Annotated in this window: 9 protein-coding genes; 3 read left to right on the top strand and 6 right to left on the bottom strand. The window is 45.0% G+C overall.

Annotated elements, in window-relative coordinates:
- Positions 1 to 70: 70 nt before the first annotated feature.
- The 3 genes from V7Q33_RS17565 to V7Q33_RS17555 all read right to left on the bottom strand — a co-directional run bounded on the left by V7Q33_RS17565 (position 71) and on the right by V7Q33_RS17555 (position 4,821).
- On the bottom strand, positions 71 to 2,182 hold the full coding sequence (locus V7Q33_RS17565; protein ID WP_331982435.1) for a nitrite reductase: 2,112 nt from the start codon (positions 2,180 to 2,182) through the stop codon (positions 71 to 73).
- 375 nt (positions 2,183 to 2,557) lie between these two features.
- On the bottom strand, positions 2,558 to 3,604 hold the full coding sequence (locus tag V7Q33_RS17560) for a DUF4407 domain-containing protein (RefSeq protein ID WP_333820664.1): 1,047 nt from the start codon (positions 3,602 to 3,604) through the stop codon (positions 2,558 to 2,560).
- A gap of 143 nt (positions 3,605 to 3,747) precedes the next feature.
- Positions 3,748 to 4,821, bottom strand: a complete 1,074-nt coding sequence (locus V7Q33_RS17555; protein WP_333820663.1) for a fatty acid desaturase family protein — start codon at positions 4,819 to 4,821, stop codon at positions 3,748 to 3,750.
- A 321-nt stretch (positions 4,822 to 5,142) separates the two neighbouring features.
- Here V7Q33_RS17555 and V7Q33_RS17550 point away from each other — a divergent pair, with 321 nt between their 5' ends.
- Complete coding sequence (locus V7Q33_RS17550; protein ID WP_331983269.1) at positions 5,143 to 5,577, top strand: response regulator; 435 nt, start codon at positions 5,143 to 5,145, stop codon at positions 5,575 to 5,577.
- Positions 5,578 to 5,644: 67 nt separating this feature from the next.
- Here the strand turns inward: V7Q33_RS17550 and V7Q33_RS17545 are convergent, their stop codons facing one another.
- A complete protein-coding gene (locus tag V7Q33_RS17545) occupies positions 5,645 to 7,807 on the bottom strand; it encodes a glutamine synthetase III family protein (RefSeq protein ID WP_333820662.1) in 2,163 nt (720 codons plus the stop codon).
- Between the two features lie 284 nt (positions 7,808 to 8,091).
- On the opposite strand from V7Q33_RS17545, the gene V7Q33_RS17540 reads away from it, so the two are divergent.
- Positions 8,092 to 8,766, top strand: coding sequence for a phosphatase PAP2 family protein (locus tag V7Q33_RS17540; protein ID WP_333820661.1), 675 nt, complete (start codon positions 8,092 to 8,094; stop codon positions 8,764 to 8,766).
- 168 nt (positions 8,767 to 8,934) lie between these two features.
- On the opposite strand, the gene V7Q33_RS17535 is transcribed toward V7Q33_RS17540, so the two are convergent.
- Entirely contained in the window at positions 8,935 to 10,506 is a 1,572-nt protein-coding gene (locus V7Q33_RS17535; protein ID WP_333820660.1) for an ArnT family glycosyltransferase, read from the bottom strand.
- A 192-nt stretch (positions 10,507 to 10,698) separates the two neighbouring features.
- Here V7Q33_RS17535 and V7Q33_RS17530 point away from each other — a divergent pair, with 192 nt between their 5' ends.
- Positions 10,699 to 11,670 carry a glycosyltransferase family 2 protein gene (locus V7Q33_RS17530; protein ID WP_333820659.1) on the top strand — a complete coding sequence of 324 codons (972 nt, stop codon included), beginning with the start codon at positions 10,699 to 10,701 and terminating at the stop codon, positions 11,668 to 11,670.
- On the opposite strand, the gene V7Q33_RS17525 is transcribed toward V7Q33_RS17530, so the two are convergent.
- Positions 11,598 to 12,440 carry a sterol desaturase family protein gene (locus V7Q33_RS17525; protein WP_333820658.1) on the bottom strand — a complete coding sequence of 281 codons (843 nt, stop codon included), beginning with the start codon at positions 12,438 to 12,440 and terminating at the stop codon, positions 11,598 to 11,600. The genes V7Q33_RS17530 and V7Q33_RS17525 overlap by 73 nt on opposite strands.
- Positions 12,441 to 12,447 lie beyond the last annotated feature (7 nt).

Genomic DNA, 12,447 nt, shown 5'->3' with positions numbered 1-12,447 from the left:
TCCGGATCGCCCGGACCTGCTCCCACCAGTGTGAGCCGCGGTTCTTTATCGAGTATGGAAATAGTCTCGATCATTTTTCTACAGCTTCTTTATCGGCAGAACGGAAGGCCACCACATCTTCCAGGAATTTTTTTGAATCTTCCAGGTATGCAATGGCAAACTCTTCGGTTGGTTCGCTTTTATTGATGCGCAATACAAACTCGCGGAAATTCATTGGCAGCTGGAAGATACCCGTCTCTACAAACTGTTGTTGAAAATCCTGCATCACTTGTATCTGTGTGCTGGGCTTAATGTCGCGCGTAAGCAACAATGCTTTTGCTGTGTTGATGAATGCACTATAGCTGTGATAGATCGAATCAGCATATTGCGCCTGGCGCAACGCTTCTTTCGACCACTCTATCTTTTCTTCTGATTCATAGAACAGCGTTGCCACGAGATCGATAATCACACCGGCACATTCTCCCACTGCAGTATGCAGAATGAAGTTGTGCTGTTCACCCCAGTCGATATAGTCCGTAGGTACTACGGTTGTCAGGTCACCAAGCGGTTTCAGCAATGTATAGAAGTGATTCCTTCCGAGGCGCTTGAAGTAGTCGTGGTAGTATTCGCCATCGTAACTGTTCGCTTCGTAATCATTAAAAAGTATACGCAAGGCATCGGGTCCGCGCTTGCTCGGTATCTTGATGATCTTGTCGGAAATTATACCTTCGCCATTCTTCAGCTTGCCACCGCCCAGCAACACCACCAATGCCGGCAGTACTTTGCCTTGTTTGTCTTTAATGGTACTGCCGTGCAAACCTATACCGGCAAGACCGTGCTGTCCGCAGGAGTTAGGGCAACCGCTGATCTTGATCTTGATATCGGTATTGAAAATCATATCCGGATATTCATCGCGGATTACTTTCTCCAGTGCAAGTGATACTTGTGTGCTGTCGGATATAGCAAGGTTACACGATTCGGTTCCGGGGCAAGCCGTGATATCGGCTACGCTATCAAAGCCTGGTTCTGCCAATGCTAATCTGTCAAGCGCTACATATAAATGTTTCAATGCTTCCGGACGAACGAAGCGCAGCAGGTATCCTTGATTTACCGTGATGCGAAGTTCTGTCGCAGCATATTGATCTACTACATCTGCAAACTCGCGCGTCAGGTTAGACGACATGTTTCCCAATGGAAGTTTTACATATACACCGAAGAAACCTTCCTGCTTTTGCTTTACTACATTGGTTTTATACCAACGTTCATACTTTGCTATATCGGTAATTACAGGCTCGGCTGTTGTTACCGGTACTGCCAATACAGGAGCCGGTAAAGCATTTATATCAATAGGATAAGACTGGTATTTAAGCGCTTTACGTTCTTCTTCTACCAGCGCCATGATCTTTTCCAGACCAAGGTCGTCCAACAGAAACTTGAAGCGTGCTTTCATTCTGCGCGTGCGTTCTCCGTAACGATCGAATACACGAAGTACCGCCTCCGAGAAAGGAATGATCTGATCTTCTTCCAGAAATTCGTATGCTGTGAGTGCCAGGTATGGATTAGCCCCCAGTCCTCCACCAATCATTACTTTAAAGCCGCGTTTGCCATCAACGATTTTCGGTATAAATCCGAGGTCGTGAATGAAGCTGAATGCAGAGTCATCTTCACTGGAAGAAAATGATATTTTGAATTTACGCCCCATCTCCTGGCATATCGGGTTGCGCAGGAAGTAACGGAACATTTCGTATGCATAAGGAGAAATATCGAACGGCTCTTTCGGATCTATACCGGCCAGATCGGAGGCAGTGATGTTACGAACGGTATTACCACACGCTTCACGCGTAGTGATATCGTCTTTCTCCAGTTTTGCCCAAAGCTCCGGTGTACGATCGAGGCTCACAAAGTGTATTTGTATATCCTGGCGCGTGGTAGCATGCAGATTCTTGCTGGCATATTCATCCGAGATGTCGGCAATCCGGCGGAGTTGTTTGGTGGTAACACGTCCCAGCGGCAGTTTGATGCGAATCATCTGCACGCCTGGCTGGCGCTGCCCATAAATGCCGCGTGCCAGACGAAGACTACGGAATTTATCATCATCGATCTTGCCCTCACGGAAAAGACGAATCTTCTTTTCCAGGTCAAGAATATCCTTCTCTACTACCGGGTTGTTCAGGTCTTCGAGTTCTGTGCGAAAGCTTTGCATGGCTAAGGGCTGTTTGTTCGGTTACACGTTAATAAAATAAAAGAGCCTTTCCCGTTTTTGGCAGGAAAGGCTCGCTATGCTCTTGTTATTATATTTTCTATCTGAGATCATTATGCGTCCATGATTCCTGCATCCAGTGGATGTTTACAGCAACGTTTCTTTGCCGGCATCTTCATGGATTTGCAAGTGGTGGTGGTCATGGTCATTAATCTACTACGAAAGTAGGGTATTCGAATTTAAAAACAAATCAATCATTCGAAAAAATACAGCAACTGCGTTTTTTGGCCGATTAACAGAGAGTTTTTAACCATTATTCCCGGTCAGGTGTTGCGGCAAATCCATCAGCGTTAGCTGGAGGTTACTAACGGGCATTTCTTATTTCAGCTCTGTATCGAGGCGTGTGCCTATAAAAGTGCGTTCGTGCTGTGGGTAGTTCGCGGTTTTCTCTTTGGCCTGCGCGTTCATCCGGGCAAGCTCTTCAATTTCGTGTACCACAAACTGATGCTCTTCCACTTTCAGCAGGTTATCATACGGACCTTTATTGGATATGAGCTTAACAAACACAGGAGCCGTTTCAATGGCAATGAACAGCAGCATAATAAACCAATGTGCAAAGGCCATGGCACTGCTCTGCTCGGTTATGCGGCTCAGCGCTTCCATGCGGGCTGCCGGTCCATTGAGCTTGGTTTGCTCCAGCTTAGCCAGGGCATGTGCCTGTAAAGAATCACTGTTGGCCAGGCTCCTTTCATATTCGCGAATGCGTGCTTCATTGCGGGTAGTCAGTGCTATCAGCTCTGTTTCGGCCGCATCGGCATCAGCCTTCTTTATTTTATAAATCGGCCCCAAATTCTTCTTGCGACTTCCTCCCGTTCCGTCAGCTTCTTCGCGTGCAATGCGAAGGAGCTCATCACGTTTCGATGTTTTCGCAGCAATTTCTTCCCGCAACACTGCGACAGCGCTTTTTATACTGTCTTGCGTTGCCTGAAAGCGAAAACGTACCTGGGCTTCCTGCTCGCTATATTTTTGTTGCTCCATTACCACCAGTTCGGGTTCGATTTCCTTTTCGAAAATCTTTAGCTCAAGTGGTTTTGCAATTACAATCGAGATAAGAATGGCCAGCAGTATACGCGGAGTCGCCATAAGCAATTCGCTTACAGTCTTACCCTGCTTGCGCATACTGGAAACAATATAGCGATCCAGGTTGAAGATCATGAGTCCCCACAGTATTCCAAACACTGTGGCAAACCATGCGTTATCGAACACGGTGTAAAGCGCATACGCTCCTGAAAGTGCGGCGAATAAACCCGTGAAGAAAATGGTGGCACCTATACCAACATATTTACTGGTTTCAGAAGGACATTTCTTTAAAATAGACAGGTCTGCCCCGGAGCAGCGCAGGAAAAAGGTAGTTAGCTTTTGCATGTAGATGTAAACGCGAGCACGATAATGATATTGTTTCTGCGAGGGTCAATTAATATGCCACGAAAATAATCATTATTCCCGTTACAAAACTCATATTTCATATCATTACTGCTGTGCAATTGCGAACAGACCTGTGTACGATTTTACGATTCGACTACGGTATATATAGTCTGTTCAATTTTCCGCGTTCTGCGTTTCATCAGGTTGATAATGTCTGCTTCGGTGCCAAGCACACCATCAACATTTACAACATGTTTTGCAAGTTTCGAATAATTCTTTGTCATCAGGAACCACCAAATGTGAAGAAAGTGAATCCCCTCAAAGATCAGTGCCTGATTATCCATATAGGCTTGCAGATTGTTTTGCAGATGTTCGGGATGCAGCGTCCAATGCAAATTGGGTTTGATGTGATGGCTGATATGATAACCATCGTTCCAGCATTTGTGATTATACTTTGTATTGATGCATGTAATGCTGTTTTTATAAAAATTACCAGGGTCTGATTCATCCACAAAAGAGTGTTGCGCCCAGTTGCCCAGCATCATAATGAAGCGCGAGATCAGTAACGGTAAGAGAAATACCATGAACGTGGCCTGCCAGTTTACGAAGCACAGTAAAACACAACCCACTATAAACAACAGCTCGCCCCGTATCACTTTATTGCGCAGCGTTGCCTGGCTTCGTTTATCAAAATAATGAGCCAGCGTAATGATCACCATAAAAAAGAAGCGGGTGAAATATAGCATGAAATGCCTGAAGCTATCGCGCTGGTAATGCATGGTGGAGCTCAAATCTTCTTCCAGGTTATTCTCACGATGGTGCATGGCCAGGTGATGGCTCGCGTATGTTTCCGGCGTTTGACCGAAGAACGGACCAATCACCCAGGGCAGGTATTTATTCAGCCAGCGATACTCTTCCCGAAAGAATGGCCGGTGACTGGTGCAATGCAACATTAATCCGAAAGGACCTTTAAACACAAAGTTATTGAGAATGAAATATACCCCTGCCATCAACCACCATACCCAACCCACGATGAACGGCATATATAGCAGCACGGCCACCGGAAGCAGCGTGAATGTTATTCGCAAGGTGAGGTATATAAAAGGAAGGTCGCGTTCGTCACGGATTTTGTTTAACCAAAAGCGATCGAAAGCTGAATATTGTTCACCAGGTATAAATACGGGATCGGCTAACGACAAGGTTAGTGTCTTTCTCATCTCAATAGGCGGTTATAGTATTCCTAAAGGTAGTGAATTCAAATTACTTCTCTCTTTTTAAACAATATGCCTCATTTTTTTTAGACAGAGAAAAGATTTACACACCTTTGACGGCTACCCATCGATTCAATCAACTCATGTCCCCATTTTGTAGAACATCTCAAAGCAGTGGATATATCCATCCACATTTTAGTGACGTTTTTTGAAACTCATTGCTTGAAATCTTCCATCCAGCGATCCTGTTATCAAATACGGGCATATCTTTTTAACTTGAGATTGCCACTTAATATTCGGAGTCGTAACGTTAAACAAAATTCTGCATTGAAAAGCTCGTCACAAAACCCCATTGTGATCGTTGACGATGATGATGACGATCATTACTTCTTCCGAAAGATTTCCCAGAAGCTTCAAATCCCCAATGAGCTTCTGTTTTTTACCAATGCCCACGATGCATTGGAATACCTGGAGTTACCTGAGTCGAATCCGCATTTACTTTTATGCGATATTAATATGCCGCTGATGAACGGGCTGGAGATGCGCAGGTATATAAACAATAATGAAGTATTGAAGGAGAAAAGTATACCGTTCATTTTTTTCTCTACCGCTGCCAGTCAAAACCAGGTGCGGGAGGCATATCAGCTTAACGCGCAGGGATTTTTTCTGAAAGGCCAGAGCCTGGAAGAAATTGAAACAACGTTGATGGCCATTTTTGAATACTGGAGTATTTGCCAGTATCCGCGAAAGTCCCTAAAATAACAAACCCCGGCCGAAGCCAGGGTCTGTGTTCACAGGTTTAGATTTACGTAACTAAGTATCGTTACTATTAGCGCAGGAAGAGCAACTCTCTGTATTTTACCAATGGCCAATCTTCATCGTCCACCAGCAATTCGAGTTTATCTACTGCATCGCGAATGTCTTCAAAGTATTTCTCCTTGATGTCTTCGCAATATGCAATGGCGCGTTTGTGAGTATCGGTAATCTTGTTGATGCGTTTGCGTTCTTCTACCATAGCACGAACACCATTCTTGATGGTATCGATATGGCCGGAAATCTCACGGATTGTTTGTACTACTGCTGCGTTATCAATGCCGAGTCCTTTCAGACCGTTTGCATTTTCTATCAGCTTCGTCTGGTACGCAATCGCTGTCGGTACGATGTGGTTCATTGCAAGATCACCCATTACACGCGCTTCGATTTGCACGCGCTTGATGTATGACTCTAATCTGATTTCCACACGGGCTTCTGTTTCCTTATGCGACATTACACCGTGCTTCTCAAACAAGGCAAGTGATTCCTTCGTCAGGTAAGCATCCAGTGCGCGCGGTGTAGTCTTGATGTTGCTAAGCCCACGTCTTTCAGCTTCGGCTACCCATTCGTCTGAGTAACCATCGCCTTCGAAGCGGATATTCTTGGATTCCTTGATGTACTCACGCAATACATTCACTATCGCCAAACGCTTCTCTTCGCCTTTATCAATTTGCTTGGTTACGGCTTCATAGAATTGATCGAGTTGCTCAGCCACGATTGTGTTCAGGGCTGTCATCGCCACGGCACAGTTGTCGCTTCCACCTACTGCACGGAATTCGAATTTGTTTCCGGTAAAGGCAAATGGTGATGTGCGGTTACGATCGGTAGCATCGAGAATGATTTCAGGAATCTGATCGATACCCAGCTTCATATACATGTTGTCGCCTTTCTCGATCTTCACGTTTCCTTTTTTCTCCAGCTCATCCAACACGGCTGTCATTTGTGAACCGATGAAGGTTGACATGATTGCCGGAGGTGCTTCGTTTGCTCCCAGGCGGAAGTCGTTAGCAGAAGTAGCAATGCTGGCACGCAACAAGTCTGAATATGCATGAACAGCTTTGATGGTGGTAACGAAGAATGTTAAGAAGAGTAAGTTATCGCGGGCACTGCTGGTAGGAGCATACAGGTTAACACCGGTATCGGTGATCAGTGACCAGTTGTTATGTTTACCGGTTCCGTTCAAACCCGCAAATGGTTTTTCATGGAACAGTACTTTCAGATTGTGTCTGTCAGCAACGCGGCCCATCACGTCCATCATCAGCTGGTTGTGGTCGTTGGCTACGTTTACTTCTTCAAACAAAGGCGCTACTTCAAACTGGCTGGGAGCAACTTCGTTGTGACGTGTGCGAACCGGTATACCCAATTTCCATGCTTCGATCTCAAAGTCTTTCATGAAATCATAAACACGTGAAGGTATAGATCCGAAATAGTGATCTTCCAATTGCTGACCACGTGCCGGTGAATGACCGAATACGGTGCGACCAGCCATTACCAGGTCAGGGCGTGCATTGAACAATGCGGCATCTACTACGAAGTACTCTTGCTCAGGACCGAGTGATGCTACCACGCGCTGAATATCTTTATCGAACAACTGGCAAACTTTTGTAGCGGCCAGGTCTACTGCTTTCAAAGCTTTCAACAAGGGTGCTTTGGTATCCAGTGTTTCTCCGGTATAGGAAACGAAGATGGTTGGTATACAAAGCGTGCGACCGTAAATAAACATAGGAGACGTAGGGTCCCATGCAGTATAACCACGTGCTTCAAATGTGCTGCGGATACCACCGCTTGGAAAAGAAGACGCATCAGGCTCTTGCTGAACCAGCTCACTTCCTTTGAATTTTTCAATGCCGGCAAGCGCATCAAAGAATGAATCGTGCTTCTCGGCTGTTCCACCCGTCATAGGTTGAAACCAGTGTGTGAAGTGCGTAGCGCCTTTGGCCATGGCCCAGGACTTCGCAGCAGATGCTACTGCATCGGCTGTTACTTCATCAATCTTTTCATGATTTTTTATAGCCTGACTCACTTTCTTAAAAAGTCCCGGAGCCAGGGTTGCACGCATTTGTTCTGTTCCATACACATTTTCTCCAAAAAACTTGGATACTGTGCCTGACGGCAGATCAACATGCACGCGAGTACGTTCGCTCAATTTCTTCAGAGCCTCGAATCGTAGATGCGCCATAGGTGGTTTAAATTTTTTGTTGTAGTTCTTCAAATCTATTGGATTTTTCGAGAAGCGAGCTAAAAATCAGCCATATTTTGAAGTTTTTGTTAAGAACACGTTTGCAGCCCGTTAATTTTATAACCAACGGCTCTGATTTTGTTAAATTCTGATCATTACGAAACTGTTAAACCGGTGACGTTTGCTTAACTATTCCCATTTCATTTCTTAAACCAGGCTTCAACCATCCTTCACGTTCAGTTCTCAGCTTCCTTGTAGGTTTGATTTTTTAATAATCAACCCCCATGCGAATCTCTCTGGCACAACCCAATATCTCTATCGCGCGGTTATACCTCGTTATACTCTTGTTGTTGTTTACAAGCGCGATTCTGATCGACAAAGGTGATGATGTACTTTGGATCAATGGACATCATTCGCCGTGGCTCGATTTGTTCTTCCGTACCATCACGAACCTGGGCGATGGGGCTATTTTTGTTCCGATCATTATTCTGGCATTGTTCATTCGTTTCCGTTATGCCATCATAGGGCTGATAGCTTCCATTGCGCATGGCCTTATCGTTAGCTTGTTCAAGCACGTGTTTTTCCCGGGGATGGAGCGGCCTAAAAATTTTTTACATAATGATCTGCTATACTTTGTTCCCGGTGTCGAAGTTCATGGCACTAACTCATTTCCATCGGGCCACACGGCTACGGCATTCTGTGCTGCACTCTTTCTGGCATTTATTACCCGAAACAAAGTGATCGGTACATTTACGTTGTTGCTTGCCTTTTTGGTGGGCTACTCACGCATTTACCTTGCACAACATTTCCTAGTAGATGTAGCCGCGGGTGCTATCATTGGCTGTTTCACTACCTATATCGTTTGGCAGATTATGGAACTGAGCAACACACCAACGTGGATGAACCGGAGACTGACCATTTCCAGATTGAAGGTTCAGCGGGTCAGGTTTAAAGTTTAACGTTCAAAGTTTGAAGATAGATCGTTCTTGTTTAAAAGATCAGTTGTCGGCTATGGTCTAGTCTGGTTATTACAAAACAGAAAAGCAGAAGGTGGTTTAACCACTTCTGCTTTATTTTTACCTCGCCTTTCACTTTGAACATTAAACTTTGAACATTAAACCTGAACTCTAACGCACCTCCAGCACCACCGTAACCGGCCGCTCAAACAAGTCCTTTCCCTGGTATATAATCCGGAAGTTATGGAGCTTATGCAATTCGGGTAAATATCGTTCTTGTGTAACGAGGTAGAAGCGATCGTGTGCATCTGCAAAAGAAGTCAGCTCTTCCGTAGTCTCAAATTTCTTCACAGGCTTTTGAAAAGAGAACACATAAGCCGGATTGAAATCCCGATACGCCACCAACGGCATGGATGGATGTCGGTGCATATACTCCATGCTGCGGGTTACCGGGTTGCGTGCATCTATTTCCGGAAAGGCTGCATAAAAGAATAATATCAGAAAGATTACGGCTGTGAGTGTGTATATATAGAGCGCGGTATCGAGGTCTTTTTTCCACAGGTATACTAATGCTATGCCTGCTCCCATAGGCAGTAACACAAAATATACTGCAAGACCGGAGAGGTCTTTCAGATCATTCTCCTGCTGTAAGGCAACCCAGGCGGCAAACGGAATAATCAATGCTATTATAAAATATACCAGTCCGTTCACGCGCAGTCTCATCGCCCCTACCTTCTCACGCTTTTGTACAGTATAGAAAAAATAGCCGAGCAGTATTGCGAAGAAGGGAACGGCCGGTTCCGGATAGCTTGGCAATATAGTGCGTGAGAATGCGAAGAAGACCACTACTACACACATGGCAATAAAACAGAACTGCAGAAAAGCATCTTTCTTCTGATCCTTCCAGATCATCTTCATGGCTTGTGGTGCAAAGAATGAGAACGGCATCAGCGCAGCAATTACAATTACCACCGATGCCAGCGGAAATCCTCCATGCCCTTCCATCGAAGAAGTAAAGCGACCTACATTATGTTTAAAGAAAAACTGCTCCAGCCACGCACCATCGGTAGCAATACCTACCGCTATATACCACGGCAACACAATAACGCAAAAGAGCAAAGCTCCCTGCAAAATGCGCATACGAAGCAAAACTTTCCACGTAAGATCGCGTTGCACGAACAGAAAAATTAATATCAGCAATCCGGAAAATACAACGGCCACCGGGCCTTTTGCCAGCGCAGCACATGCTATGGCTACATAGAAAAGGTAATAATACTTTGACTGCTTTTCAATATACGCATATATATAGCTGAGCCAGCCCAGCGTAAGAAAGAATATGAGATAAGGATCAGGCACCGCCAGGTGAAACTGTATAGCGAGTTGCAACGATGCTACGAGAATCATGCCGGTATAGAACGCTATATCTTCATTCAACAGCCTGCGGCAGTAGAGAAATACAACGAGCACCGTAAGTATACCCATCAACGACGAGAATACACGAGCACCCATCGGTGTTATATCGAGTATATTATAGCCTACCCGCATAAAGTAATAATGCAAAGGTGGCTTATCGGTACGCAAGGCATCGTTGAAAGTAGGTACCACCCAGTCGCCCCGTTGATACATTTCCATAGCACATCCGGCATTCTTGGCTTCATCCAGAATATATACTGAAGTTCCCCAGATATTGGCCGTATACACCACCACCGACAAGGTTAGCAGGATTAGTAGATTTTTGTTCATCTATTTCGTGTTTGTGTAAGTGTTCAGGTGTGTACGAACGAAAAAACGTATGAACGTAATCACCTAAACACATAAAAGGTGCAATTTTATATTAAAAAATTTCGTAGTTTGTTATCGAACTATGAAGGTATCTTCATGAAATGATAATTGCCTTAAAACCTGCATTACTGTACCCGTCTTTAATTTTGCAGTATGGAATTATCAGTAGTCATTACACTTCTCAACGAAGAAGATAATATTGAGCCTTTGTTCGCAAGCATCCGCAATGCGCTGGGGGGTTACGATTATGAATTAATACTAGTGGATGATGGATCTACAGACAGCACTGTAGCACGGATCAAGAAACTGGCAGATCATCGTACAAAATTAATCTCTTTCAATCGCAATTATGGTCAAACCGCTGCCATGGCTGCCGGCATTGATCATGCACAAGGTGAATATATCGCTACAATGGATGGCGATTTACAGAACGATCCCACAGATATACCTGCAATGCTGATCAGGCTGAAAGAAGAAGGTTGGGATGTGGTAGCAGGGAATCGCAAGAATCGTCAGGATGGAATGTTGTGGAGAAAAATTCCCAGCCGAATAGCCAATCGCATGATTCGTAAACTTACCAGTGTATACATCCGTGACTACGGCTGCACGCTCAAAATATTCAAACGCGACATCGCGCAGCGCCTGGGACTCTACGGGGAACTTCACCGGTTTATACCTATACTGGCTGTGCTACAAGGCGGTAAAATCACCGATATGGATGTGAAGCATCATGCACGCATTCATGGTACATCCAAATATGGTATAGGGCGCACGTTGAAAGTAATGAGCGACCTGATGCTCATGGTGTTCTTCCAGAAATATTTCAGAAGGCCTATACATTTGTTCGGCCCTATCGGTATAATTTCTTTCCTGATCGGATGTGCTATCAATTTTTACCTGCTGGTATTAAAAATTATGGGACACGATATCTGGGGACGTCCTCTATTGATATTGGGGGTGTCGCTGGTATTGGCGGGTATACAGTTTCTTACCTTCGGGCTCATTGCCGAGTTGATCATGCGCACGTATTACGAGTCGCAGAATAAAAAGACTTACAACGTTCGGGAAGTATTTACCGTGCCCAAGTCGGCTGATTTAGTATTGGAAGAGTCGATCATGGTCTGATCGCCACGCGATTTCACTTCTTCAAATCGGGCATCGTACGTTGGCTGCAGGGTGCCCATCCACCGGTCCCACCACAGGAAATATAGTCCGTAGTTTCCGTGAAAGTGCTGGTGGTGCATGTTGTGATTTACTGAAGTGTTGATCCATTTTCCAACCATACTCTTCGAAAATCCTTTCGGGTATAATTCATAACCGAGGTGGCCGTATACATTGTAGGCCATCATAAACAACAGGAATATACCGATGGCAAGCGGATGCACCGGAAACAAAAAAGCAAACACCGCTATAACGCTGCCTTCAATCACAGCCTCCAGTGGATGAAACGCAAATGCCGCCCACGGCGATGGATTGGTGGACAGGTGATGTACTTTATGGAACCACGGAAATATACCTTTACTGTGCATCCACCGGTGCGTCCAGTAAAAGTATGTATCGTGGATAACGATCATCAGAAAAATAGTGCCTACAAAGTACAGAATGCTGTGCGCATGAATATCGTAGTACGCTTGTGTATAGCGGGAGAGCGGTGAGATAAAGACTATATATCCGATTAGCGTAAAGATAAGCGATGTAATGATGGAGAAAACAATCTCCCGCCAGTAATCAATACGAGCAGGGAATCGCTGCTGTATCTTTCGTGCAAACCAGCTTCGCTTTTTAACAACATAGTAGATCGTGAACGCTATAGACGCGAGGATCAGGTAACGCAGCAAGATCACGCTGAATAACACCAGCACATTTTTATTGCCCGTTAACCATTGCGCTGTCATAGGCTGT

It is taken from the genome of Ohtaekwangia sp., from assembly GCF_036786105.1.
GTDB lineage: Bacteria > Bacteroidota > Bacteroidia > Cytophagales > Cyclobacteriaceae > Ohtaekwangia.
The sequence above is the reverse complement of the archived record's forward strand: the minus strand, read 5'-3'. Positions and strand labels throughout refer to the sequence as shown.